We start from the raw sequence: 25,020 nt of genomic DNA on the forward strand, positions 1-25,020 counted from the left end.
ATGGCCGCGTGGCCACCGGAAAGAACGAGCGCCTGCTCAACCTCGTCATCTGCTTGATGTCGGCACGTCAGTACGTGACCGCCGACTATCTGCGGAAGAACGTGATCGGGTACAAGGACGCACCCGACAAGACCGACGACACCTTCAAGCGGATGCTCGAACGGGACAAGAACGAGCTCCGTGAGATGGGGATTCCCGTCGAGACGGGACGCAATCCGTTGTCCGCGGACGACGGTTACCGCATCAAGCCAGCCGACTACGCGCTGCCCGCCGTGTCGTTGGAAGCAGACGAAGCCGCTGCCGTCGCGGCCGCCGCCGCTGTCTGGCGCGATCCGGACGTCAGCGTCGTGTCGCAGACCGCGGTACTGAAACTACGTGCCGCGGGCGTCGAAGTCGCGTCGCCGGACGAGTTGGCTGTCATGTCGGGTGGAGCTACGAAGTCGATGGGGTCGGAGGCGACCATCCGTGGTCTGCTGGGCGCGATCGAGGCGCGACAGTCGGTCACCTTCACACACCGGACCTCGAAGGGACGAGCTGAGCGCAGGCTGGAGCCGTGGGGTGTGGTCGGCAATCGTGGCCGCTGGTACGTCGTCGGGCACGACCTCGACCGCGACGCCACTCGAACCTTCCGGCTCTCCCGAGTGGAGAACGTCGCGTCCGCGTCCGATCGGGGTTCCGTGCACGTGCCGACGGACGTCGATTTGAACGCGCTCGTCGAGGCGGCCGTCTCGGGAGCGAACGGCGCGTCCGGTGCGACGGCGTCGATATGGTTGGCAGCCGACCGCGGCCACGCGCTCCGCCGACTCGCGACCACCACGACTCCTCGCTCGCTGTCCGGCGACGAAGGCGACGTCGTCGATATCGAGTTGCGTTCACCGTCCGCCGTGATCCGCGCTGTGCTCGACGCAGGCGCCGACGCCGTCGTCCTCGAACCCGCGGACCTGCGCGCCGAGGTGATCGCCGAACTCGATCGACTCGTCGCGATGGAGGTGGCCCGATGAACCCTGCAGCAGCACCCACCCGACTGTCCCGGCTCTTGGCAATGGTCCCGTACTTCCTGGCCAGGCCGGGCATCAAACTGTCGGTCGCGGCGGCCGATCTCGGTCTCACCGAACGCCAGCTCACGAAGGACCTCGAGCAGTTGTTCGTGTGCGGACTCCCCGGCTACATGCCCGACGACTTGATCGACATCGAGTTCTCGAGTGGCTGGGTGCATGTCGGTTTCACCGCAGGCATGGACCGTCCGTTGCGCCTGACCGGTGCCGAGGCCAACGTCCTGCTCATCGCCCTGCGCATGCTTCTCGACGCCGGTGCGGTCGACGCGGACGCGGTCCGCCGTGCGATGGCCAAGATCGAAGCCGCCGTCGGGGAGACGCTGCGTCCTTTCGCGGCAGCAGGCGATCCGGGTCCGGTCACCGATGATCCCGTCCACAGGACGATCCGGGCCGCGGTCGCCGCCGGTCGGGCGCTAGCGATCCGGTACTACACGCCGAGCCGCGATGAGGTGTCCGATCGAGTCGTGGATCCCATCATGATCCAGGCGATCGACGGGCAGAGCTACCTCGAGGCATGGTGCCGGACGTCCGGCGGCGTGCGCCTGTTCCGCTTCGATCGCGTGTACTCGGCAGAACAGCTCGACGAGCCGGCCGCACCTCCCGAACGTGCGGCCAATCTCGAACCGATCGGCGGAACGTCGTCGTTGACCGATGATCTGCCGACCGTGCGTGTCGAGATCGAACCGGATGCGCTCTGGCTGCTGGAGTACTACGCCGCAGAGGCCGAGACTGAGCTGAACGGTGAACCCGACGGCCCGATCGTCGCCGTCCTCCATTACGGCTCGGCCCAGTGGCTGGAACGCTTCCTCCGCAGTTTCGGCGGCCGAGTCCGGCTCCTCGCGGGCGAAGCCGATGACGTGGCTGCGGCGGTTCACAAGACGGCGGTCTCGGCTCGCGCCCGATACTGACCGAACAACCCGGTCGGTGCACGTCGGTCCGCGGGAGGTGGAGGACCTTCACGCGTCGACTCGTGACACACATCCGGCGAAATCTCGCGCGGCGGGTAGAGTCGGAGGGGACATCTGTTTATCGTGTGGAGGTTTTGGTCATGGGCGCCCTTTCCTGGTGGCACTGGGCAATCGTTCTGGTGGTTCTCGTTGTGCTCTTCGGCTCGAAGAAGCTGCCGGAGGCTGCACGTGGACTCGGTCGTTCGATGCGCATCTTCAAGTCCGAGATGGCCGAGATGGCCAATGACGGATCAGACAAGAAGCCTGCCGATGACGCTCCTCGTGAGCTGCCCGCGGTGGAGCCGACTGTCGAGGTGAACGTGGACGTCGAGAAGAAGAAGTCGGCCTAGCCGCCATCTGTCACTCGCGTGGGAATCAACCTCCGTCGACTCGATCCGCGCAAGCGGCGCAGTAAGACCAATCCGAACGGCTCGATGCCGCTGGCCGAGCATCTGTACGAGCTCAGGTACCGGCTGCTGCTGTCACTCGCTGCGATCGTGTTGACCACGATCTTCGGGTTCATCTGGTACACGCACGGCCCCGGTCCTATCTCTTCGCTCGGTGAGTTGCTGCGCGGCCCCTACTGCGAACTCGATCCGTCCGTCCGCGCAACGCTTACCCCGGACGGGTCGTGCCGCCTTCTCGCAACCGGTCCGTTCGACCAGTTCATGCTTCGGCTGCAGGTAGCACTGACCGCCGGCATTGTCATCGCCTGTCCGATCTGGTTCTACCAACTGTGGCGTTTCATCACACCCGGCCTGCATTCCAACGAACGCAAGTACGCGGTCAGCTTCGTCTCCGCTGCCGCGGTGCTGTTCGTCGCAGGCGCAGTGCTCGCCTACATCGTCGTCGCGAAGGCGTTCGAGTTCCTCCTGACCGTCGGGCAGGATGTCCAGGTGACGGCCCTGTCCGGCGACCAGTACTTCAGCTTCATGCTGCATCTGCTAATCATCTTCGGCATCAGTTTTGAGCTGCCTCTGCTGATCGTCGCGTTGAACATGGTGGGCATCGTCAGTTACAAGCGGCTCAAAGCGTGGCGGCGCGGCCTGATCTTCACGATGTTCGTCTTCGCCGCGATCGTGACCCCGGGCCAGGACCCGTTCACGATGCTCGCACTCGCGTGCGCGCTCACGGTGCTGCTCGAGTTCGCAATCCAGGTCGCGCGCATCCACGACAAGCGCAAAGCGAAACGGAATCCCGACTGGGCCGACCTCTCCGACGATGAGGCGTCTCCGCTCGACCGTGAGACCGCGTCCGCGGTCCCCGCTCCGACGCAGGTCGCATCATCCGGCCCGATCGGCGCCACGCGGAGTCGGAATTCCGTTCGCGCGGATTCGGCTTTCGATGAGATCCTGTAGGGGATGAGCACCGACGCACCGGCCTCCGGACCAGAACTGATCGCATTCACCTCCCGACTCGACTTCGGGATCGACGACTTCCAGCGTCGGGCGTGCCAGTCCCTCGAAGACGGCCGCGGCGTTCTCGTCTGTGCTCCCACCGGCGCGGGCAAGACGATCGTCGGAGAATTCGCCGTCCATCTGGCGCTCGCCGAGGGTGGCAAGTGTTTCTACACCACACCGATCAAAGCGCTGAGCAATCAGAAGTACCACGATCTCGTCGCGGTGCACGGCGATGAGAACGTCGGCCTGCTGACCGGCGACAACTCGATCAACTCGTCGGCGCCGGTGGTCGTGATGACGACCGAGGTGCTGCGCAACATGATCTATGCCGACTCCACGGCGCTGGGGGGCCTCTCCCACGTCGTGATGGACGAGGTGCACTTCCTGGCGGACCGCTTCCGCGGTGCGGTGTGGGAGGAGGTGATCCTGGGACTCGACCAGAACGTGAGGGTCGTCAGCCTGTCGGCGACGGTCAGCAACGCCGAGGAGTTCGGCGATTGGATCACCACGGTCCGCGGCGACACCGCCGTCATCGTTGATGAGCACCGCCCGGTGCCTCTGCATCAGCACATGCTTGTCGGGAACCGGATGTTCGAACTCTTCGACAGGCGCAGGCGTGGAGCCGACGACAAGGGGAAGAGGCAGGTCAACTCGGAACTGTCGCGATACATCAAACACCGCATGCTCAGTCCGGACGCGGTCGGCGGGTACGAGGATCGCCTGTCTCGGGAACGCAGGCGACGTGGCAACAGGACCGGGGGAGTCAACCGGCCCCGCATGATCGCGAACCTCGAAGCCGAAGGTCTGCTTCCGGCAATCGACTTCATCTTCTCCAGAGCCGGTTGTGAGGGCGCACTTGCGCAGTGTCTGCGCTCGGATCTGCACCTGCTCGAACCAGAAGAGGTAGCGAAAGTCGATGCGGTAGTCGATGCGCATCTGGCCGAACTGGCACCGGGTGACTCCGAGGTGCTCGGCGTAGACGACTGGCGATGGGCACTGAGGCGCGGCTTCGCAGCGCACCACGCGGGTATGCTCCCCACCTTCCGGCAAGCCGTCGAAGAGCTCTTCTCGCTCGGCTTGATCAAGGTGGTGTTCGCGACCGAGACGCTTGCTCTCGGCATCAACATGCCCGCACGCAGTGTGGTCCTCGAGCGCTTGGTGAAGTACAACGGCGAATCGCACGTCGACCTGACGCCAGGGGAGTACACCCAGCTGACCGGACGTGCCGGCCGACGCGGCATCGATGTCGAGGGGCACGCGGTCGTGGTCTGGACGCCCGAGGTGCAGCCCGAACGTGTCGCCGGGCTTGCGGGAGCCCGGACTTTCCCCCTGCGGAGCTCGTTCACTCCCGAATACAACATGGCGATGAATCTGATCGATCGCCTCGGTGTGGACGGCTCACGGGCCCTCCTGCGTCGCTCGTTCGCTCAGTTCCAGACGGACCGGTCGGTGGTGGGCCAGGCGCGTCAGCTCGACAACGCCGACCGGACACTCCGCAAGCTCGACAACGAGATCGATGCTGCGGCGGGACGCAACGGGATCGACCCGGAACGATTCACCGAGTACGTGGGTCTACGTGAAGAGATCCGCCGAAAAGAACGCGCCCAGAAGTTCGTGCGCCGCGTCGACGGTGCACACGCGATCTCCGAGGATCTCTCGGCGTTGACTCGCGGTCAGGTGATCTCGGTCGAGACCGGCCGCCACCGGGGTCTCGCGGTGGTCCTCGAAAGTGCGTGGAAGGGCGCCGACCCGAAGCCGCTCGTCCTGTCCGAAGACGGTTGGGTCGGACGTATCGGGACGTCGGACTTCGTCAACCCGCCGATTGTCCTCGGCGGCATCCGCATTCCGAAGAACGCCGACACCCGCTCACGGCACGCCAGACGCGAGATCGCGGCCACGCTGCAGAAGTCCGGGATCGAGCGGCCCCGCGGCAAGGTCAAGAAGAAGGCCGCCGAGCCCGACTACGAACTGGACGAACTCCGCCGCAGACTGCGAACACATCCCATGCACAAGGCATCCGGCCTCGACGCGCTGTACCGGATGTCCGAGCGACGAGCCCGAGTGCAACGTGAAGTCGCGGCACTTGAGAAAGCCGTCCACGAGCGGACGTCCCAACTGGAGACCGACTTCGACGCTGTTGTCGGTGTACTGGTTGAACTCGACTATCTCGAGGACGACGGCGCGGGTTCGTTGCGGGTGACGCCGACCGGCGCAGTGCTGCGGCGCATCTACAGCGAGAGCGATCTGCTTGTCGCCGAGTGCATCCGGGCCGGCGTGTGGAACGGTCTGTCGCCATCAGACCTCGCCGCCGTCGTGTCGTCGGTTCTGTTCGTCTCAAGACGCGAGTCGTACGGTGCGGGCGTCGATTCGATGCCGGGCAACCCCGCGATGCGGGACGCCCTCACCGGGACGATTCAGGTGTGGGAGGCCACCAATCGGGTCCAGGATCGACACGGAGTCGTTCAAACACGTGAACCGGATACCGGGTTCTGCGCCGCAGTGTCGGCGTGGGCGTCTGGCCGTTCGCTGCGCGAGGCTCTGGGCGCGGCCGGATCGCAAGGGAACCTGTTGTCACCCGGCGACTTCGTCCGGTGGAACCGCCAGGTCATCGACCTGTTAGAACAGATCCGGCTCGGCGTGGATCCCGCAGACCCGCTTGCGGCCACGGCGAAGCGAGCAGTTGCCGGAGTACGCCGCGGGGTGGTCGCGTCGGAGCTCAGCTGACCTGCGCGACACCGTCGTTCGTCCCCGGTGTGGAGTACGCGCTGGGGTAGCCTGACACCCGATAGAGAAACGGGCATTCCCCATCGATGAGGAGAGGTCTGCGATGACCACTGGTAACGAGCCGACCGACGCGGGCGCGAACGCGCCTGAGCCCGACGCGAACAACGACGCGACATCGATCGTCGAGCGCCCCGACACGTCGACGAACGATGAGCATGCAGACGCTACGACGATCTCGCAGCTTCCTGCGACGCCTGCGCCGGCTCAACCGACTGAGCTCAACAAGCCGCTGCCCGCGACCGAGATCAATCAGCCATTGCCGCAGCAGAGCGCACCGACGACCCAGTACACGGCTCCTGGCGCACCCCAGGCACCTGCTCCCGGCTACCAACAGCCGGCCGCGGGACAGGCCCAATACGGTCAGCCTCAATATGGTCAGGCCCAGTACGGTCAGCCGCCGGCGTACGGCCAGGCTCCCGGTTACGCCCAGGCTCCGCAGTACGGAAACCCGGCGCAGCCCCAGTATGGAGCGCCGACTGCTTCGCAGTACGGTGCGCCGGGGCAGACGCCGCAGCCGGCCGCACCCGGGCAGCCGGGATTCGGCCAGCCACAGTACGGAGCGTCCGGGCAGCCCCAGAACAGTGCGCCCCAATACGGTGCTCCGCAATATGGTGCTCCCGCGCACGGTGCACCAGGCCAGCCGCAGTACGGAGCGCCCGCCTACCCCGGTGGCGTCGATCTGAACGCGACTCTGGATCCGAATGCCTCGAACCTCGCCGCGCCCGGCGCACCGGGATCGAAGGGCGGCAAGGGCAAGCTCATCGCCATCATCGGCGGCGGCCTGGTCGTGGTGGCGGCGATCGTTCTGCTGACAGCATTCGTCTGGCCGAAGTGGGCGCAGGGTGGGCTGTCACAGAGTGCCGTCCAAGACGGTGTGCAGAAGATCCTCACGCAGCCCGAACCCGACGGCTACGGGATCTCCGATGTCAAGGACGTCAGCTGCCCGGATGGTCAGAAGGTGGAGTCGGGCACGACGTTCACCTGCTCAGTCAAGGTCAACGGCGAGAACAAGCATGTGACCGTCACGGTCAAGGACTCCGATGGAACATACGAGGTGTCCCGTCCCGTCAACTGACCGGTGACAGACGAATCGGCCCGAACCCGACGTGGGTTCGGGCCGATTCGCGTCTTCGGCACGGGCTGGGAGATCAGCCGAGCTGGACGAGTCCGTGTGGTCGCTTGTTGAGCGGTTCGCAGCCGTCGGCGGTGACGACCACGATGTCTTCGATACGGGCGCCCCAGTCACCGGTCACGTACACGCCGGGCTCCACACTGAACGCCATCCCTTCGCGGAGGACGTCGCTGTTGCCCTCGACGATGTACGGCTCCTCATGCACGGAGAGACCGATCCCATGTCCGGTCCGGTGGATGAAGTGGTCTCCGAGACCGGCGTCGACAAGAACCCGACGGGCGGCAGCGTCGATGGTCTCGGCGGTCACGCCGGGGCGGACCGCCGCGACGGCCGCCGCCTGCGCCCGTTCCAACGCGGCGTACGCGTCGGCGATGTCGGGTCGTGGGGGAGCGAAGCAGTAGGTGCGCGTCGAATCGGAGTTGTAACCCGGTGGCACGGGCCCACCGATGTCGATGACGACGATGTCGTCGACGCTGATCACGCGGTCGGACTGCTCGTGGTGCGGGTCGGCGCCGTTCGGTCCGGATCCGACGATGATGAACTCCGCCTCGGTGTGCCCCTCGGCTCGGATCGCCGCGTCGATGTCGGCGGCGACAGCGGCCTCGGTCCTACCGGGCCGAAGAAACTCGCCCATTCGAGCGTGGACTCGGTCGATCGCGGCACCTGCGCGACGAAGTGCGTCGAGTTCGGCGTCGTCCTTGATCATCCGCAGTTCGCGGAGGATTTCGGTTGCCAGCTCGGGCGGGGTCGACGTCCGCGCAGCTAGCGGGACCAGGTGGAGTGCGGGCAGCGAGTCGGAGACCGCGATTCGCGCGTCGCCCGGAAGGCCGGCCATCGCCAGCTGGTATGGATCCTGGCCGTCGACCCAGTCCACGACCGACAATTCGAGGTCGCCTATGGCGGACTCCCGGAGTGCGGCGAGTTCGAGCCTCGCGGTGACCACGCGCGGATCGCCACCCGCGGGGACGATGAGCGCGGTGAGTCGTTCGAACGTGTCGGCAGTCGATCCGGTGAGGTAGCGGAAGTCGGGTCCGGTGCCGACGATCAACGCGTCGACGTCGGCTTCCGCGGTGAGGTCGGTGGCGCGCCGCAGTCTCTGCCGGTACACGTCCGAGGGGAATCGGTCTGCGGTCTCTGCCATGCCGCCAGGCTACGCGGGTCGACCGAGGGACAGGTTCGGGCGGTCGGATGTCGGCGGAGTGTGGAACAGTTGTCTCCCATGACCGGATCAGTGATGCTGCTCGATGGTGCCAGCCTGTGGTTTCGTTCGTTCTTCGCTCTCCCGGAGAAGATGACGTCGCCGGATGGGAGACCCGTCAACGCCGTCCGCGGGTTCGTGGACACAATCGCCGCGCTGGTCACCGATCATCGTCCCGACAGGCTGGTCGTGTGCCTCGACCTCGACTGGCGCCCGTCGTTCCGTACCGAGTTGATCCCCTCGTACAAAGAACACCGAGTCGCGACCGCCGGCTCCGGGGGCGCGCCGGATGTCGAAGAAGTGCCCGACACGTTGACGCCGCAGGTCGACATGATCATGGACGTTCTCCGGTGTGCGGGCATCACGACGTCGGGAGCGGTCGGGTGTGAGGCCGACGATGTGATCGGAACTCTTGCGTTCGCCGAGGCCGACGACGCCGTGCTCGTCGTGAGCGGCGACCGTGACCTGCTGCAGGTGGTGGCCGACGACCCGGTTCCGGTGCGTGTCCTCTACGTTGGACGCGGATTGCGCAATGCCGAGCTGATGGGTCCGATGGAGGTGGCCGCCAAGTACGCAGTGCCCGCCGAACGCGCAGGTACGGCATACGCTGAGATGTCGATACTGCGTGGCGACCCGTCCGACGGGTTGCCTGGAGTCCCGGGAATCGGGGAGAAGACCGCAGCCAAGCTCATCACGGCGTTCGGCGACCTGGACACCCTTGAGGCGGCTGCATACCAGCCGGAGTCGACGATGGCGGCCCGAGCCCGCAATTCGATCCAGGACTCGAAGGACTATCTGCGAGCGGCGCGCACAGTGGTGGCGGTCCGAACCGATGCCGACACCGTGGAGAGCAGGCCCGACGATCGCCTGCCCACGCAGCCTGATGACGCGGACGGCTTGCGAGCCCTCGTCGAGGAGCTCGGGATCGACGCGAGCATCGGGCGTCTCGCCAAAGCGTTGGAGTGGGACTTCTAGCCGAGTACTACTCGCCGGCGAACATCGACGCCGCACCCATCACTCGTGTCACGGTCACCTCGATGACCACGCGGCGGGGATTGGGGCGTGGCTTGCGGTAGCGCGCCTCGTAGCTGGCCTCTGCGTCGCGCACAGACGTCGGGTCGCGGAGCACGCGGGCGGGTCCCTCGACAGTGAGCCACCGTGCACCGTCGACGTGTGTCAGGGCTGCGTACTCGCCGCGTTCTGCGTTCTTCACCTTCTGGTTGTCGTCGGACGTGATGACCCGGGCGACGCCTGCGTCGCGGTCGATGGTGAATCCGACCGGGCACACGTGCGGAGTGCCGTCCGCGCGGCTCGTCGCAAGGGTGGCGAGGTGATACGCGGCCAGCAACTCATCGGCGGCGGGACTCAGATCGGCGAGAGTACGAGGCATGGATCGAGACTAGTGGCTCTCTCCACCCCACCAGTCCTCGAGCAGGGGGAGGGTGCACTCAAGCGAAGTTCTCCGACCAGACGCCGCCCGATCGTCGAGCAGGGCAGAGACGCTGGAATACTGCAGGAGTGGGAACCATCGTGCTCTTCGGCGGACGCAGTGAGATCGGCGTCGCCACCGCTGCCAGGCTCGCCTCCGGCAAACGTGTGGTCCTCGCGGCCAGACGCCCCGACGACCTGACCGTCGAGAGTCGAATCTTGCTCGCGGCGGGTGCCGACGACGTGCACACGATCGACTTCGACGCCGACGACGTGGCCGGCCATTCCATGCTCGTCGACCGGATCGTTGCTGATCACGGTCCGATTGAAGCAGCGATCATCGCGTTCGGCATCCTCGGTGACGCGGCGCGCGCCGAGACGGACGTCGAACACGCACTGCAGATCGCCCACACCGACTACTACGCGCAGATCAGCGTCATCACACCGTTGGCGGTGGCGCTTCGCCGACAGAAGTCCGGGACGATCATCGTCTACTCGTCGATCGCCGGCGTGCGGGTCCGCAAGGGCAACTACGTCTACGGCTCCACCAAGGCGGGCCTCGACGGGTTCGCGAGTGGACTGTCCGACGCCCTGCACGGGAGTGGTGTGCGAGTGCTGCTCGCCCGTCCGGGGTTTGTGATCGGTGCGATGACAAAGGACCTGATGGAGTCCGGCGTGAAGCCGGCACCGATGTCATTGACGCCCGACGACGTCGCCGACGCGGTGGCAGTCGCATACCGCAGAGGGCGCCGCGAAGTGTGGATTCCACGTAGGCTCAGTCTTGTCGGCTTCGCCACTCGTTTTGTGCCACGCGCGATCTGGCGGCGGATGCCGCGGTGACCGGTCGGTTCGTCGTCGTCGGCATGGGCGCCGACGGCTGGGAGTCGTTGTCGCCGACCGCCCGGCACTCGTTGGAGGCGGCCACTGACGTGTACGGCTCGGCTCGGCAGCTCGACCTGCTGCCGGCCGACCTCCCCGCTGCGCGGACGCCCTGGCGCAGTCCGATGTCCGAGCATCTCGCCTCGCTGGCCGCGTCGATCGGCGGCGCCGACGTCGTCCACGTCCTGGCCAGCGGTGATCCGATGTTCCACGGCGTCGGGGCGTCGCTCGTACGGCTTGTCGGACCCGACCGGGTGACTGTGCATTCGTCGCCGTCGAGCGTGTCACTCGCTGCAGCCAGACTGAGTTGGGACCTCGCATCGACGGTTGTCGTCAGCCTGGTGACGGCGCCCGTCGAGACGCTTGCGCTCCACCTCGCCGACGGTGCCCGTCTGTTCGTCCTCTCACGCGACGGGTCCACGCCTGCGCAGGTCGCCGAACTGCTCCGGTCACTCGGTTTCGGCTCGTCCACGATCACCGTCCTCGGCGATCTCGGCGGGGTCGACGAACAAGTCGTCACCGGCCGCGCCGATGTCTGGAACGACGGGGCGCCTGCGCTCAACGTCGTCGCCGTCGATTGTATCGGTCCGGCGGTCTCCCGGGCACCGGGACTGCCCGACAGCCACTTCGTGAACGATGGACAACTCACGAAGCAACCTGTCCGAGCTCTCACGGTCAGTGCTCTCGCGCCGGCGGAGGGATGCCTCCTGTGGGATGTCGGCGCGGGATCGGGGAGTGTCGGCATCGAATGGCTGCGGCAACTACGCACGGGACGAGTCGTCGCCTTCGAATCGGATGCCGACCGCGCCGACGTCGCCACGTCCAATGCGCGCAGGCACGGGGTCGGTGACCGCTACGAGATTCGCGGCGGCGCCCCCGCCGCTCTCGCCGGCGCTCCAACCCCCGATGCCGTTTTCATCGGCGGGGGGATGACCGCGGAAGTCCTCGACACCGCCTGGTCGGCCCTGCGAACCGGCGGCCGCATCGTCGCCAACGCGGTCACCCTCGAGACCGAACGACTCCTCGTGGAGGCGGTCGGCAAACACGGTGGGGACCTGATCAGGGTCAGCGTCGAACGGGCCGCACCGCTGGGACGGTCGACGGCATGGCGTCCCGCACTCCCGATCGTCCAATGGTCGGCCGTCAAGGAATCAGGAGCCGAACCCTCGTGACCGTCTACTTCATCGGTGCCGGCCCCGGCGCGGCCGACCTGATCACGGTCCGCGGTGCGCAGCGCCTCGCCGAGTGCCAGACCTGCCTCTACGCTGGTTCCCTCGTGCCGAGAGAACTGTTGGATCGCCTGCCCGACGGTGCCGCCACGATCGACACGGCGACGATGCCGTTGGAGCGGATCGTCGCCGAGATCGCGAAGGCTCACGCCGCGGGACACGACGTCGCACGTCTCCATTCGGGCGACCTTTCGCTGTACTCGGCTTTGACTGAACAGCTCAGCCGTCTCCGCGCGCTCGACATCCCGTACGAACTCGTGCCGGGTGTGCCAGCGTTCGCAGCAGCAGCGGCCGCGATCGACGCCGAGTTGACTGTGCCCGGCGTCGGCCAGAGCCTTCTGATCACGCGAGTCTCGACCCTGTCGACCGACATGCCTCCGGGCGAGGACCTGGCGACCCTCGGACGCAGCGGCGTGACGCTCGCCCTCCACCTGGCGGCTCATCGCACCGAGCAGATCGTGGAGGACCTCACCGAGCCCTACGGGGCGGACTGTCCGACGGCGACCGTCGCGTTCGCATCGCGAAACGATCAGAGGGTGGTCCGCGCACCGCTCAACGAGCTCCCCACGGCGCTCGCAGCAGCCGGCATCACCAAGACGGCGGTGATCTTCATCGGACGTGCACTCGACGGCGCCGCACATCCAGACCTCGTGGACAGCTACCTGTACTCGCAGGCACGCATGACCAAGCTGCGCACCGATGGCTGATGTGCTGATCCTCGGCGGAACCGGTGAGGCTCGAGCTCTCGCGAAGGCTCTCGTCGACGACGGTGTCGACGTCCTGAGTTCACTCGCAGGACGCGTCGCATCGCCGCGGCTGCCCGTCGGCGCGGTACGCATCGGCGGCTTCGGTGGGCGGCGTGGCCTCGCGGAGTTCATGCGGGACAACGGCGTTCGTGCCGTGGTCGACGCGACGCACCCGTTCGCTGCGCGGATCACGCCTAACGCGCACGCGGCCGCGGCCGACGAGGGTGTACCCCACCTTCGACTCACCCGACCCGAATGGGTCGAACGGCCGGGCGACGACTGGACGAGGGTCCCGACAATCGACGCCGCCGCCGCTGTCGTGGGCGGGCGCCGCGTCTTCCTCACCACCGGCCGTCAGGACGTGTCGGCGTTCGCCGACGTCGCGGATTCGTGGTTTCTGATTCGGGTGGTCGATCCCCCCGAGCGCACACTGCCGCCACACCATGAGGTGCTGCGCTCGCGCGGGCCTTACTCGCTGGACGGCGAACTCGACCTGATGCGTCGGCATCGGATCGAGGTCGTGGTCACGAAGAACAGCGGCGGATCGTTGACCTCGGCGAAGCTGGCCGCCGCCCGCGAACTCGGATTGCCGGTGATCGTCGTCGATCGCCCCGGAGAATCTGACGGCATCCAGCGCGTCTGTACAGTCGACGAGGCTGTGGAATGGCTGCAGGCTCAGCTGTAGTGACGCGGTGTGAACACCAAGTCGCCGGCTGTTCGAGAGACCGCGGTGGTCGTTGACGAACCGATGATCAACAGAGTGCGCATGTCGACGGTTGACGGGTCGAAACCGGCGGCCGTGGTGACGGTGACCTTCTCGCCGGGTCCGCCGACGTCGCGCCCTTGGATGATCACCCGATCGGCCGGGACTGATTCCGTCAGAAGTTCCTTCAGGCGAAGGATCTGCTCGGTCCGCTTCGACGACGCCGGGTTGTAGATCGCGACCGCGAGATCCGCCGCAATCGCATGCCGCAGCCGGTCTTCGATGACGGCATCCGGTTTGAGTAGGTTCGACAACGAGATCACCGCGAAGTCGTGACCGAGTGGAGCACCGGCGGCGGCGGCGACTGCATGAGCTGCGCTCACTCCCGGCACGACCCGTACTGCGACGTTGTGCCACCGCGGTTCGGCCGCCACTTCGCTGACGGCCGAGGCCATCGCGAACACCCCGGGGTCACCGGACGACACGACGGCCACCCGTGCCCCTCGGGCGGCGAGGTCCAGAGCGAACTCGGCCCGCTCGGCCTCCACCCGGTTGTCGCTGGCGTGCACCCGCTGACCCGGCCGAGGTGCGATCCGACGAAGGTACGTCGTGTACCCCACGAGGTCGGTCGCCGCGGCGATCTCCGCGGCGACCTGCGGCGTCGTCTGCTCGACGGGGCCCGGCCCGAGTCCCACCACAACCACTTCACCGGCACGCGCACCCGACTGTCCCGCGTAGGGGTTGTTGCGTCCACCCGGAACAACGATCAGAGAGAAGTACGGGACGGATTCGGGATCGACGTCGACCGCACGCTCAACACGCTGCCGCTCGGTTGATGCGCGTTCGACATACCAGGCCTCGTCGAGCCTGCCCGCCGACGCGAGGGCGTCACGGACCTTCACGAACGTGCGTCCCAGTTTCATGATCGCCAGCGCCTTGCCCGAGCGCATGTGCGCGATCAATTCGCCGGGCTCGGCGGTGCCCGGGAGCACGGTGAGCGTCTCCTCGCCCTCAACGAGTGGGATACCGACCGCCGCCGACGCCGCGCTCACCGATGTGACACCCGGAATGATCTCCGCGTCGAAGCGCTCGACGAGACGTTTGTGCATGTGCATGTACGAGCTGTAGAAGAGTGGGTCGCCCTCGGCGAGGACAACAACAGTCCGCCCCGCATCCAGATGTTCGGCCAGACGCGCCGCGCTCTCGGTGTAGAAGTCGGCCATCGCGCCGGCGTATCCGCCGGGATGGTCGGTGGTCTCGACCGTGAGCGGGTACATGAGACGCTCGTGGATCTGGCCTTCACGCAAGTACGGCTGCGCGACCGACAGGGCGATCGAATTCCCGTGCCGCGCACAGTGGAACGCGATCACGTCCGCCTCACCGATGATGCGCGCGGCCTTGACCGTGACGAGTTCGGAGTCACCTGGGCCGAGTCCGACACCCCACAGTTTGCCGTTCATTCGACTGTCCTTCATTCGACGGGGCTCGCGAGTGCGTTGAGAGCGGCCGCGGTGATCGCAGATCCGCCGCGTCGGCCGGTCACGGTGATGAATTCGAGATCCGTGCGCGCGGCGAGTGCGGCGCACGATTCGGCGGCGCCGATGAATCCGACGGGTGCGCCGATGATCGCCGCGGGGCGAGGCCAACCGTCGTCGATCAGGTCGAGCAGCGCGAACAGGGCAGTGGGCGCGTTGCCGATCGCCACGACAGACCTCTCGAGGTCGTCGCGCCAGAACTCGAGCGCCGCCGCCGTGCGGGTGTTCCCGATCCGTTCGGCGATGTCAGAGATTCCAGGTTCGCGCAGGTGGCAACGCACATCGTTGTCGGCAGGCAGTCGGAGGCGGGTGACGCCGGACGCGACCATATTCGTATCGCACAGGATCGGTCCGCCTGCTTCGAGTGCGCCTCGTGCGGCGGCGACGACACCGGGGGAGAAGGCCACGTCAGCTGCGAGGTCCGTCTGACCCGACGCATGGATCATGCGCACGACCACCGGTTCGAGGTCGGCCGGGAAGCGGGCCAGATCCGACTCCGCGCGGATCGTTGCGAATGATTGGCGATAGATCTCCGCGCCGTCTCGGATGTAGTCCGTCATAGTGCGTTCGACACTACTGAGTGCCCGTGCACGGACACTGCCGTGGGTACGCGGGCTGCGTGTGGCGGAATCAGGTCGGGCCTGGCGCCGACGCGCGGGGCGCGGTGTCACCTGCATCCACAGCCGTGCCGACTTCGTCGATCGCCTGCCTGATCATTCGGCCGTACCCGTCTGATCCGAGTTCAGACGACGCTGTGCGCGCCGCCGCCAGGTGCTCGCGGGCGGCGTCGAACGCGCCCAGACGCCGGAAGTCGTCGGCCAGATTGAGGTGGAGCGAAGGGTAGAAGCCCGCGACCGTGACACCGTCCGGTCAACACCACCCGACGACACCATCCCCTATTCGGCGACGTCCGCCGCGGGAGCAGTGGCACAGCCAGTCGCAGATTCGGCCAGAAAGCTATTGACCACACCGAAATGTCGGATTAAGATCGAATGTACGTTCGAATCAAGGGGTTGATATGAACACCGCACTTGCCGATCAGGCCGGGGCCACGCTCACCGTCGAAGACGGGATGTTCGTCTTCCGGATGGTGCTGCCGGACCTCGCTGAAGGGTCGGATGCCACTGATGCGGCGTTGATGCTGTTCGCTGCACGGTCTGATCTGTTCCAGGGCATGGTCTTGTGGGATCAGTACGAGGCGATCTACCGCGTGTACCAGCGTCGCCTCGACCAGGTCTGCGGGGCGGCGGGCGCGTTCACCAATCTGTACGACCCGCTGTGTCAGGTCGCCGCGTCGTACGCGACCGTGCGTGGGGTTCGTCAGCGCACCGGGGAGAAGTTCGTCGACGAGGCTGTCTCGTGCATGGAACGTGTCCCGGCGATTGGCGTGCTGCTGCGTGGGGGTCTCCTCACGCCCAAGCAGTTCCGTCTCGCGCTCGATCAGACTGCTGCGGTCATCGACACCGATGTCCTCGCGATGATCGACGCAGAGGCCGCCGACCGACTCCGTGGCGCGGGTAACCTGACCGGGCCACGTGTGACCGAGATCGTTGCTGCTGTTGTCGCCGAACACGATGCCGATGCCGCCCAGGCAGCTCGTGAGGCTGCCAAGCCTCGGAAGAAGGTTGTGGTCGAGCCGGTTGATGGGACTCTGGCCGATCTGCGGGTGACGGGATCGGTTGAGGACGTCCGTCTGGCGCAGGACTCGATCGATGCAATCATCGCGGGCGTGTGCGCCGATGATCCGCGCGGCAAGGCTGTGCGCCGCTCGGACGCGGTGATCGCCCTGCTCACCGGAAAGGTGTTCGCCTGCCAGTGCGACCACGACGACTGCCCGTCGCGTGCGGGCGTCGATGTTGCGGCGCGTCTGGCGACTGTCGTGCTGCATGTGGTGGCTCGGCGGGAGTCTCTGACCGGGGAGTCCGATATCCCCGCCTACCTGGATGGGTTCGGGCCGATCACTGCCGAGCATGCTCGCGACATCGCCGCCGACACCGATACCGTAGTTCGCGATCTCGACGTCACCGATCTGCTCGGCGGAGCGTCGCAAGCGTCGAACGGGTACCGGCCGACCGCGGCGTGCGACGCCCTCGTGCGGGCGGTGCACGGCAGGTGCACCCACCCGGGGTGCGATATGCCCGCCTACCGGTGCGATCTGGATCATGTCGCGGAGTACAACCATGACGACCCGGCCGTGGGTGGTCCGACGTGTCCGTGCAACCTCAATCCGAAGTGCCGGTTCCACCACGGTTTGAAGACGTTTGTCGACGGCTGGCTCGACGATCAGATAGTCGACGCAAACGGAGTCATCTGGACCGAGACCACCACCCCCGAAGGGATCACCGTCCGGTCCCGGGCGTTGAACCACTGGCTGCTGCCCGAACTGGGGCTCCTCCCGTGCGTGCACGACGATGCCCCGACAACCTCGCGGCCGGCTGCCGAGTCGGATCCGGGGCGCCCGCGGACGCCCACCGACGCCAAACACCGGTACCGCATGCGGATGCGGGCCTACAACCGCCGCAAACGGGAACGACTGGCCAGCACGTCGAGCGCAGTCGAGACGCCCCCGTTCTGACCGGACGCGGTTGGGGTTCGGTTCGTCGACGCAGTCTCGACTGCGCTCGACAAACGAGAGCGCTCGGCAAACGACAGGGCGCGACAGGAGGAGCTAGTCGACACGTCGAAGGGTGCCGTCGGCGGTTGCGAGGACACGGACATGGGTCCGAGCCGGAGATCCGCAGCCACGATCACATCCAATCCAGTGTTCGTGCGGCGGTGCGTCGGCGTCCGGGTCGAGGTCCGCGACGTGCTCGCGTACTGCGGCACGGACATCGGCGGCCGACTTCGCACAGCCGGGTGATCCCGTGCATGCGGTGAGCGTGGTCCACGGCGATCGGGAGTCGAATATGAAACCTAGGGGAGCGAGCACTCGAACGACGGTCTCGGCGACGGCCTCGTCGAGGTCGCCGATCAGGATCTCGCGTTCGGTCGTGACCGACACCGGGACGCCGATCGCTGCCGCGTAGCGCGCCTGTTCGGCGGTGAGGCTGCCGAACGGCACAACCGCGCCGAGCATCACGCGGCCGTCGGCCTGGTCGAACCATCCGACACGCGGTTCGGGATGGCGTGGCGCCGGGAGAGACTCCTCGGCCGATGCTCCGAGGGTGGCGAACAACGTGGCGCGACCGTCCTCGTCGAGATCGGAGATCCGCCACGCGCCGTCGGCGACGTCGAGGAACGCCCGAGCCACAGCGACCATCCGATCGGGAAGGTCGTGCAGCGGTACCGGTCCGACGACGTGTGAGCCGCCGATCACGACAAGAGCGTGGTCCGAGTCGACCGCGACACCCGCGACGTCCGTCGTCCTGGCGAGGACGTCGCCGCGGCCGTCGTCTAAGCCGAACCAGAACCGCCCCGACAGCGACGACGACCAGTCGGCGGCCACCAAGGCGTCGACGAGTGCATCCGCGAGAGGCCTCAGGTCCGCGAGCCCGCCGACCCGGCCGCTGAACGGAGAGACGATCACGTTGCGGACTCTGTCGTGGTCGGAGTCCGACGCGAGACCTGCCGCGATCACGGCCTCTGCGAACGCCACGACATCCTTCTCGGCGATGCCCCTGACCTGGAGGTTTCCGCGAACTGTCAGTTCTATGCTGCCGTCTCCGAACTCGTCAGCCGCCAGCGCGACGGCGTCGAGAGCACCGGGAGTGATCACGCCGCCGGGCACCCGGATACGGGCCAGGGCGCCGTCAGCGGCCTGGTGGGTCCGGAAGACGCCGGGGCAGCGGTCTGCGGGAATGCTCACCCGTTCAGCCTAGTGCTCACTTCGGGTGACTACGATGAGCGTCGAACTCGATGTGGAAGCCGGTGCGAAACCGGCGCGGTCGCGCCACTGTGAGGAGCCGGTGTTCAAACGCCGTTCCGAGCCAGACCCACGTCGTCAGGCCGAGAAGCCTCGGCCGTCCCCACGATGCCGGGCGCGTATTCCCGGCGAGGAGTACGCCGTGATCACGCTGTTGTCCACGTCCGACACCGATCTGCGCACCGCCGCGACCTGCGGGGCGGACTACCGAGTCGCGAACCCGAGCCGCATCCTGCTCGACGAGATCCCCGCTCTCATCGACGGCGCCGATCTTGTCGTCGTCAGAATCCTGGGCGGACGCCGTGCATGGGAAGAGGGACTCGACGCGGTCCTCGCTCAGCAGGTGCCGGTGATCGTCCTCTCCGGTGAACTCAACCCCGACCCGGATCTGATGGCGATGTCGACCGTTCCGACAGGCGTCGCCGCCCAGGCCCACAGTTACTTCGTCGCGGGCGGTCACGCGAACCTCGCCGCCGTGCACAACTTCCTGTCCGACACCGTGCTGCTCACCGGCCTCGGATTCGCTCCGCCCGTCGAGACTCCCTCCTGGGGAATCCTGGAACGCACACCGTCCGGCTCATCGAGCGAGTCTTCCGGCTCATCGAGCGCAGTCGAGATGCGGGTCGGCGTCCTGTACTACCGGGCCCAGCATCTCGCTGGAAACACCGAGTACGTCGACACCCTGTGCACGGCGATCCAGAGTCACGGAGCGGACGCGCAAGCTGTCTTCTGCGCGTCCCTGCGGGCAGCCGACGACGATCTGATCGCCCATCTCGGCGCCTTCGACGCGTTGATCGTGACCGTGCTCGCTGCCGGCGGCACGACACCGGCCACCGCGGGCGCAGGCGGCGACGACGAAGCATGGAACGTCGAACGTCTCGCAGCCCTGGACATTCCGATCCTGCAAGGGCTGTGCCTCACGTCGTCCCGCGACGATTGGGCGTCGCAAGACGACGGGGTGTCGCCGCTCGACGTCGCGAGCCAGGTCGCAGTGCCCGAGTTCGACGGCCGCATCATCACAGTGCCGTTCTCGTTCAAAGAGTTCGACGACAATGGACTGCCGTTCTACGCGCCCGACCCCGAGCGCTGCGCACGTGTCGCAGGCATCGCCGTCCGGCACGCTCGGCTGCGTCACCTTCCCGCGTCTGAGCGCCGTATCGCGCTTCTGCTGTCGGCCTACCCGACGAAGCATGCACGAATCGGCAACGCTGTCGGCCTCGACACCCCCCGCAGCCTTGTTCACCTGCTGAGGGCGCTCGGCGACGCCGGTTACCTGGTCGCCGACGACGTGCCGGGTCTCGGTGCGACCCCGGATGCTGACGATCCGGATGCACTTATGCACGCGTTGATCGACGCCGGAGGCCAGGACGCCGACTGGCTGACGGAGGACGCGCTGGCTGCGAATCCGATCCGAGTCGGGGCGGCCGACTACACACGCTGGTTCCAGACCCTGCCAGAAGGTCTCCGCGGAGCGGTCATCGAACACTGGGGTCCGCCGCCCGGCGAGCTCTTCGTCGACAGGTCGGCGAATCCGGAGGGCGACATAGTGATCGCCGCGATGACGTTCGGGAACATCGTCCTGCTGGTGCAGCCGCCCCGCGGCTTCGGCGAGAATCCCGTCGCGATTTACCACGACCCGGACCTGCCGCCGAGTCACCACTACCTGGCGAGCTACCGTTGGCTCGCATCTCGGGCCGACACCGACGGGTGGGGTTTCGGCGCCGACGCCGTTGTCCACGTCGGCAAACACGGCAACCTGGAATGGCTGCCCGGCAAGACCCTCGGCATGTCGGCGGACTGCGGCACCGATGCCGCGCTGGGTGACCTCCCACTGATCTACCCTTTCCTGGTCAACGACCCCGGCGAGGGCACTCAGGCGAAGCGTCGGGCGCACGCCGTGCTCGTCGACCATCTGATTCCGCCGATGGCCCGCGCCGAGTCGTACGGCGACATCTCCCGACTCGAACAGCTCCTCGACGAACACGCGAACATCTCCGCACTCGATCCGGGCAAGCTGCCGGCGATTCGACAGCAGATCTGGACCCTCCTGACCGCCGCGAAGATGGACGCCGACCTCGGCCTCGCGGAGCGCCCGGAGGAAGACGTGTTCGACGACATGCTCCTGCACGTCGACGGATGGCTCTGCGAGATCAAGGACGCCGCGATCCGCGACGGTCTCCACGTGCTCGGTCAGGCGCCTGACGCCGAGACCGAAGTGGACCTCGTCCTCGCCATGCTCCGGGCCCGCCAGCTGTGGGGTGGTTCGCAGAGCCTCCCGGGTCTGCGCGAAGCACTCGGTCTGGTCGAGAACGACTCGTCACGAGGTGACGTCGATCGTGTGGAGCAGATCGCTCGCGACCTCGTGTCGGCATGTGCAGCGGGCGACTGGTCTGTTGAGACCGTCACCGCGGCATCAGTCGGTCATCCGGTCGAGGTTGAGAAGATTCTCACCTTCGCCGCCACCGAAGTGATTCCCCGGCTCCGACAGACGAGTCGCGAGATCGACCAGGTGCTCCATGCGCTCGACGGCGGTTTCATCGAGGCGGGGCCAAGCGGTTCACCGCTCCGCGGCCTGATAAACGTGCTCCCGACTGGCCGGAACTTCTATTCCGTCGACCCCAAGGCGGTTCCCTCCCAGTTGGCCTTCGAGACCGGTCGCGCGATGGCCGACTCCCTCGTGGAGCGTTATCTCGCCGACCACGGTGAGTATCCGGCGTCTGTCGGACTGTCGGTCTGGGGGACCAGCGCGATGCGGACCTCGGGCGACGACGTCGGCGAGATCCTCGCTCTCCTCGGTGTGGCCCCCGTGTGGGACGAGATGTCCCGCCGCATCACGGGCGTCGAACTGGTACCGCTCGCCGAACTCGGACGGCCTCGCATCGACGTCACGATCCGGATCTCGGGGTTCTTCCGCGACGCCTTCTCACATGTGGTCACCATGCTCGACGACGCAGTGCGCCTCGCCGCCGACGCAGACGAGCCCGACTCCGACAACTTCGTGGCAGCACATGCTCGGGCGGCTGTCGCCGAGCACGGCGATGCACGACGCGCGACGACCCGGGTGTTCGGCTCCCGTCCTGGGACGTACGGTGCCGGGCTACTCCAGTTGATCGACTCGAAGCAGTGGCGTACCGACGACGACCTCGCGGCTGTCTACACCGAATGGGGCGGATACGCGTACGGCCGCGACCTCGACGGTGTCGCCGCTGTCGACGACATGCGTGCGGCGTACCGCCGGATCGCCGTCGCCGCGAAGAACACCGACACCCGCGAACACGACATCGCCGACTCGGACGACTACTTCCAGTTCCACGGCGGGATGATCGCCACGGTCCGATCCCTCACCGGGTCGAACCCCGAGGCCTACATCGGCGACTCGACCCGCCCCGACTCCGTACGCACTCGCACACTTCACGAGGAGACCTCACGGGTGTTTCGCGCCCGCGTGGTGAACCCCCGTTGGCTGTCGGCAATGCGACGCCACGGGTACAAGGGCGCTTTCGAGATGGCGGCGACGGTCGACTACCTGTTCGGTTACGACGCCACAACCGACGTCGTCGCCGACTGGATGTACGAACAGCTCACCGAGCAGTACGTTCTGGACGAGACCAACCGCGAGTTCCTGCAGCAGTCCAACCCCTGGGCCCTGCACGGGATCTCCGAGCGGCTCCTCGAAGCCGTGGAGCGCGACATGTGGCATGAGCCTCCCGCCGAACTCCTCGACGAACTCCGCCGCGTGTATCTCGACGCCGAAGGCGACATCGAGGAGCGCACTGAGAGCTGACGTGCCAGAGACGCGGGCTCGCCCTGAGCGAGCGGAGCGAGTCGAAGGGAACTCTTTTGTGGACGCAGGCGTTGTACGTACAGACAAGCGCACGTGACACGACAGTGTCCCAACGACGCACGAGGGAGACACGGACATGATCAGGCTTCTACTCGCGGGCTACGTCGTGGTGGAAATCGCGGCATTCGCAGCGTTGACCTACTTCCTCGGCTTCGGGTGGGCCTTGCTGATCACCCTGGGCGCCGCAGCAGTCGGCTTCTCTGTGCTGGGCCGCCGCGCTCGTGGACTCACCGCTGACCTGCGGCGAGCGTCCCGACGCGAACCGACAGACGGGGAACCTGCGTCCGACACAGCGCTGTTCGCCGGTGCAGCGTTGTTCACGATCCTTCCAGGTGTGGTCTCGACCGTTGTCGGACTTGTTCTTATGACACCACCGGTCCGCCGCATGCTTGCGCCTGCCGTTGAGCGGAGCCTCCTCCGGCGCACCTCGTTCATGGTGGCCGGAGTTCCCGGCGGAATGGGCCGTCGCTATGTGGACGGATCCGTCGAGGGCGACGTCGTCGACCAGACGTCCGATGTGGTCGACGTCACGCCGCGCAATCCAGACGGCAGCGTCTACATCGACCTGCCCCGGCTGCCGAAGTCGCCGGTCACCCAACCCTGACGGCAGGCCCGCCGACCCTTTGACACAATCGAGGGCGTGACCACACAGCTTCTGGTCGGCGGAATGGTCTATTCCTCGCCGGCCGTCCCCGATGCCACTGCATTCGCGATCACCGACGGCGTTGTCGTCTGGGTCGGGACCGACGATGTGGGTAGGGCACTCCACCCTGACGCAGAGGTGATCGACCTCGAAGGTCACTTCGTCGCACCGGCGTTCGTCGACTCGCACGTTCATCTGACTGACATGGGGCTTCGGCTGACCGGTCTAGACCTGACGGACGCCACGAGCCGCACCGACTGTCTCGATCGGCTCGCCGCGCACGTGGCCGACTCTGATCAGGCGATCGTCTGGGGTCTCGGCTGGGACGCGTCCACGTGGTCCGGCGATCAGCCTGACGACGACATGCCGCCCACCACCGCCGACATCGATCGGGTCGCCGGTGGGCGCCCCGTCTACCTGGCGCGTGTCGACGAGCATTCGGCAGCGGCTTCAAGTGCGCTTCGGGAGCTTGTGCACGGTATCGAGGCCGTCACCGGTTTTGATGCGCAAGGACCGCTGGTCGCAGACGCCCACCATCGTGTCCGTGCGGCGGCGCGTGCACTGATCACTCCCGAAGCCCGCCACGACGCGCAGATCAAGGCGCTCGATCACGCCGCGGCGCGCGGCGTCGTCGCCGTTCACGAGAACGGCGGTCCCGACATCAGCGGGGTGGACGACTTCCGCTCGCTCGCCGACCTCGAGCACGGTGTGACAGTCCGCCGGTATTGGGGTCAGCCGGTCAGCACGCTGGAGGAGGCACGCGCCGTGGTCTCCGCGATGGGTGCCGACGGGATCGGCGGTGACCTGTTCGTGGACGGCGCGCTGGGGTCACGCACCGCGTGGCTGAGCACGGAGTACAGCGATGCACCGGGTGAGTTCGGCGTGAGCTACCTCGACGAAGAGTCCGTCGCCAACCATCTGCGCGCGACCACACTCGCAGGTGTGCAGGCCGGGTTCCACGTGATCGGCGACGGCGCCGTCGCGGCTGTCGCGGCCGCGATGACCCTCGTCGCCGACGAACTGGGCACGCCCGCGCTCGCACGATGCGCCCATCGTCTCGAACACGCCGAGATGGTCACTACGGAGCAGGCCGAGGTGTTCGCACGATGCGGAGTGGTCGCGAGCATGCAGCCGCTGTTCGACGACGAATGGGGCGGCGACGACGCCCTGTACGTCAAGCGGCTCGGTGACCGGGCTCCGACGCTCAACAACTTCGCGGGCCTGGCAAAAGCGGGAGTAGCCCTAGCGTTCTCGAGTGACGCACCGGTCTGCGACATCGACCCGTGGGCGACCATTCGTGCCGCGGCGCACCACCACACGCCCACCAACGCGATCTCGCCCCGCGCCGCGTTCGCCGCCTGCACTCGTGGCGGCTGGCGCGCCGGAGGGATCAACGACGGGCTCACCGGCACGCTCGTGCCGGGTGCGCCCGCCCACTACGCGGTATGGGACGTCGACGAACTCGTCGTCGCCGCCTCTCATGCGGGCGTGCAGCGTTGGTCCACCGATCCCAGATCGCGTGTCCCGGCGCTCCCTGACGTCGCTCCCGGCGCGCGGCTGCCCGAATGCGTCCGGACAGTCGCTGCCGGAGTCACCATTTACGAGCGGCCGACTGCGTGAGGCTCCCCGGCTGGG

Annotated in this window: 20 protein-coding genes, 1 pseudogene and 1 riboswitch; of the genes and pseudogenes, 15 read left to right on the forward strand and 6 right to left on the reverse strand. The window is 66.9% G+C overall.

Translation table 11 applies throughout. The annotated features are described in order from the left end of the window. Positions 1 to 8: 8 nt before the first annotated feature. The 6 genes from JVX90_RS08185 (at position 9) to JVX90_RS08210 (ending at position 7,261) form a co-directional block, all read left to right on the forward strand. Positions 9 to 1,001: a WYL domain-containing protein gene (locus JVX90_RS08185; RefSeq protein WP_205331862.1), complete on the forward strand. Its 993-nt coding sequence runs from the start codon at positions 9 to 11 to the stop codon at positions 999 to 1,001. Further along, the gene (locus JVX90_RS08190) at positions 998 to 1,963 is read left to right on the forward strand and encodes a WYL domain-containing protein (RefSeq protein ID WP_205331863.1); all 966 of its coding nucleotides are present in this window, start codon (positions 998 to 1,000) and stop codon (positions 1,961 to 1,963) included. Before JVX90_RS08185 ends, JVX90_RS08190 begins: the two co-directional genes overlap by 4 nt. A 140-nt stretch (positions 1,964 to 2,103) precedes the next feature. Then, positions 2,104 to 2,352: a Sec-independent protein translocase subunit TatA gene (gene tatA / locus JVX90_RS08195; protein ID WP_205331864.1), complete on the forward strand. Its 249-nt coding sequence runs from the start codon at positions 2,104 to 2,106 to the stop codon at positions 2,350 to 2,352. 84 nt (positions 2,353 to 2,436) lie between these two features. Next, positions 2,437 to 3,360, forward strand: a complete 924-nt coding sequence (gene tatC, locus JVX90_RS08200; RefSeq protein WP_205332334.1) for a twin-arginine translocase subunit TatC — start codon at positions 2,437 to 2,439, stop codon at positions 3,358 to 3,360. A gap of 3 nt (positions 3,361 to 3,363) precedes the next feature. Further along, positions 3,364 to 6,126: a DEAD/DEAH box helicase gene (locus JVX90_RS08205; protein ID WP_205331865.1), complete on the forward strand. Its 2,763-nt coding sequence runs from the start codon at positions 3,364 to 3,366 to the stop codon at positions 6,124 to 6,126. Between the two features lie 103 nt (positions 6,127 to 6,229). Next, positions 6,230 to 7,261: a DUF4333 domain-containing protein gene (locus JVX90_RS08210; RefSeq protein WP_205331866.1), complete on the forward strand. Its 1,032-nt coding sequence runs from the start codon at positions 6,230 to 6,232 to the stop codon at positions 7,259 to 7,261. 73 nt (positions 7,262 to 7,334) lie between these two features. Here the strand turns inward: JVX90_RS08210 and JVX90_RS08215 are convergent, their stop codons facing one another. Then, on the reverse strand, positions 7,335 to 8,459 hold the full coding sequence (locus tag JVX90_RS08215; RefSeq protein WP_205331867.1) for a Xaa-Pro peptidase family protein: 1,125 nt from the start codon (positions 8,457 to 8,459) through the stop codon (positions 7,335 to 7,337). A gap of 93 nt (positions 8,460 to 8,552) precedes the next feature. Between JVX90_RS08215 and JVX90_RS08220 the strand changes: the two genes are divergently transcribed. Further along, positions 8,553 to 9,491 (forward strand): 5'-3' exonuclease, encoded by a 939-nt coding sequence (locus JVX90_RS08220; protein ID WP_205332335.1) that lies wholly within the window; start codon positions 8,553 to 8,555, stop codon positions 9,489 to 9,491. A gap of 7 nt (positions 9,492 to 9,498) precedes the next feature. Here JVX90_RS08220 and JVX90_RS08225 read toward each other — a convergent pair whose 3' ends face one another. Next, positions 9,499 to 9,906 carry a TIGR03618 family F420-dependent PPOX class oxidoreductase gene (locus tag JVX90_RS08225; RefSeq protein ID WP_205331868.1) on the reverse strand — a complete coding sequence of 136 codons (408 nt, stop codon included), beginning with the start codon at positions 9,904 to 9,906 and terminating at the stop codon, positions 9,499 to 9,501. Between the two features lie 128 nt (positions 9,907 to 10,034). Between JVX90_RS08225 and JVX90_RS08230 the strand changes: the two genes are divergently transcribed. The 4 genes from JVX90_RS08230 to JVX90_RS08245 are packed head-to-tail and all read left to right on the forward strand — an operon-like array spanning position 10,035 to position 13,483. Then, on the forward strand, positions 10,035 to 10,784 hold the full coding sequence (locus tag JVX90_RS08230; RefSeq protein ID WP_205331869.1) for an SDR family NAD(P)-dependent oxidoreductase: 750 nt from the start codon (positions 10,035 to 10,037) through the stop codon (positions 10,782 to 10,784). Further along, entirely contained in the window at positions 10,781 to 11,995 is a 1,215-nt protein-coding gene (cbiE, locus tag JVX90_RS08235; RefSeq protein WP_205331870.1) for a precorrin-6y C5,15-methyltransferase (decarboxylating) subunit CbiE, read from the forward strand. Before JVX90_RS08230 ends, cbiE begins: the two co-directional genes overlap by 4 nt. Then, positions 11,992 to 12,759 (forward strand): SAM-dependent methyltransferase, encoded by a 768-nt coding sequence (locus tag JVX90_RS08240; RefSeq protein ID WP_205331871.1) that lies wholly within the window; start codon positions 11,992 to 11,994, stop codon positions 12,757 to 12,759. The genes cbiE and JVX90_RS08240 overlap by 4 nt, the downstream gene beginning before the upstream one ends. Then, entirely contained in the window at positions 12,752 to 13,483 is a 732-nt protein-coding gene (locus JVX90_RS08245) for a cobalt-precorrin-6A reductase (protein ID WP_205331872.1), read from the forward strand. Before JVX90_RS08240 ends, JVX90_RS08245 begins: the two co-directional genes overlap by 8 nt. Here the strand turns inward: JVX90_RS08245 and JVX90_RS08250 are convergent. The 3 genes and pseudogenes from JVX90_RS08250 to JVX90_RS20550 all read right to left on the reverse strand — a co-directional run. After that, a complete protein-coding gene (locus tag JVX90_RS08250) occupies positions 13,474 to 14,961 on the reverse strand; it encodes a precorrin-2 C(20)-methyltransferase (protein WP_205331873.1) in 1,488 nt (495 codons plus the stop codon). The genes JVX90_RS08245 and JVX90_RS08250 overlap by 10 nt on opposite strands. An 11-nt stretch (positions 14,962 to 14,972) precedes the next feature. Then, positions 14,973 to 15,596: a precorrin-8X methylmutase gene (locus tag JVX90_RS08255; RefSeq protein WP_205331874.1), complete on the reverse strand. Its 624-nt coding sequence runs from the start codon at positions 15,594 to 15,596 to the stop codon at positions 14,973 to 14,975. A 70-nt stretch (positions 15,597 to 15,666) separates the two neighbouring features. After that, positions 15,667 to 15,900, reverse strand: a pseudogene (locus JVX90_RS20550) (hypothetical protein); the annotation flags it as partial. Positions 15,901 to 16,054: 154 nt separating this feature from the next. On the opposite strand from JVX90_RS20550, the gene JVX90_RS08260 reads away from it, so the two are divergent. Next, entirely contained in the window at positions 16,055 to 17,611 is a 1,557-nt protein-coding gene (locus JVX90_RS08260; protein WP_205331875.1) for an HNH endonuclease signature motif containing protein, read from the forward strand. A 93-nt stretch (positions 17,612 to 17,704) separates the two neighbouring features. Here the strand turns inward: JVX90_RS08260 and cobG are convergent, their stop codons facing one another. After that, positions 17,705 to 18,841 carry a precorrin-3B synthase gene (cobG, locus tag JVX90_RS08265; protein WP_205331876.1) on the reverse strand — a complete coding sequence of 379 codons (1,137 nt, stop codon included), beginning with the start codon at positions 18,839 to 18,841 and terminating at the stop codon, positions 17,705 to 17,707. Between the two features lie 15 nt (positions 18,842 to 18,856). Continuing rightward, a riboswitch (cobalamin riboswitch) is annotated at positions 18,857 to 18,993 on the forward strand. A 47-nt stretch (positions 18,994 to 19,040) separates the two neighbouring features. Here cobG and cobN point away from each other — a divergent pair. The 3 genes from cobN to JVX90_RS08280 all read left to right on the forward strand — a co-directional run bounded on the left by cobN (position 19,041) and on the right by JVX90_RS08280 (position 25,005). Beyond that, the gene (gene cobN / locus JVX90_RS08270; RefSeq protein ID WP_205331877.1) at positions 19,041 to 22,682 is read left to right on the forward strand and encodes a cobaltochelatase subunit CobN; all 3,642 of its coding nucleotides are present in this window, start codon (positions 19,041 to 19,043) and stop codon (positions 22,680 to 22,682) included. 136 nt (positions 22,683 to 22,818) lie between these two features. Further along, positions 22,819 to 23,346: an FxsA family protein gene (locus JVX90_RS08275; RefSeq protein WP_205331878.1), complete on the forward strand. Its 528-nt coding sequence runs from the start codon at positions 22,819 to 22,821 to the stop codon at positions 23,344 to 23,346. Positions 23,347 to 23,382: 36 nt separating this feature from the next. Further along, a complete protein-coding gene (locus JVX90_RS08280) occupies positions 23,383 to 25,005 on the forward strand; it encodes an amidohydrolase (protein ID WP_205331879.1) in 1,623 nt (540 codons plus the stop codon). Positions 25,006 to 25,020: the final 15 nt, after the last annotated feature.

Source organism: Gordonia sp. PDNC005 (genome assembly GCF_016919385.1).
In the GTDB taxonomy this organism is placed as follows: domain Bacteria; phylum Actinomycetota; class Actinomycetes; order Mycobacteriales; family Mycobacteriaceae; genus Gordonia.

Excerpts from the sequence above, each read along its gene's own strand:
- JVX90_RS08190 (WP_205331863.1), top strand. The coding sequence starts at position 998 with ATGAACCCTGCAGCAGCACCCACCCGACTGTCCCGGCTCTTGGCAATG.
- tatA (WP_205331864.1), top strand. The coding sequence starts at position 2,104 with ATGGGCGCCCTTTCCTGGTGGCACTGGGCAATCGTTCTGGTGGTTCTC.
- tatC (WP_205332334.1), top strand. The coding sequence starts at position 2,437 with ATGCCGCTGGCCGAGCATCTGTACGAGCTCAGGTACCGGCTGCTGCTG.
- JVX90_RS08205 (WP_205331865.1), top strand. The coding sequence starts at position 3,364 with ATGAGCACCGACGCACCGGCCTCCGGACCAGAACTGATCGCATTCACC.
- JVX90_RS08210 (WP_205331866.1), top strand. The coding sequence starts at position 6,230 with ATGACCACTGGTAACGAGCCGACCGACGCGGGCGCGAACGCGCCTGAG.
- JVX90_RS08215 (WP_205331867.1), bottom strand. The coding sequence starts at position 8,459 with ATGGCAGAGACCGCAGACCGATTCCCCTCGGACGTGTACCGGCAGAGA.
- JVX90_RS08220 (WP_205332335.1), top strand. The coding sequence starts at position 8,553 with ATGCTGCTCGATGGTGCCAGCCTGTGGTTTCGTTCGTTCTTCGCTCTC.
- JVX90_RS08225 (WP_205331868.1), bottom strand. The coding sequence starts at position 9,906 with ATGCCTCGTACTCTCGCCGATCTGAGTCCCGCCGCCGATGAGTTGCTG.
- JVX90_RS08245 (WP_205331872.1), top strand. The coding sequence starts at position 12,752 with ATGGCTGATGTGCTGATCCTCGGCGGAACCGGTGAGGCTCGAGCTCTC.
- JVX90_RS08250 (WP_205331873.1), bottom strand. The coding sequence starts at position 14,961 with ATGAACGGCAAACTGTGGGGTGTCGGACTCGGCCCAGGTGACTCCGAA.
- JVX90_RS08255 (WP_205331874.1), bottom strand. The coding sequence starts at position 15,596 with ATGACGGACTACATCCGAGACGGCGCGGAGATCTATCGCCAATCATTC.
- JVX90_RS08260 (WP_205331875.1), top strand. The coding sequence starts at position 16,055 with ATGAACACCGCACTTGCCGATCAGGCCGGGGCCACGCTCACCGTCGAA.
- JVX90_RS08275 (WP_205331878.1), top strand. The coding sequence starts at position 22,819 with ATGATCAGGCTTCTACTCGCGGGCTACGTCGTGGTGGAAATCGCGGCA.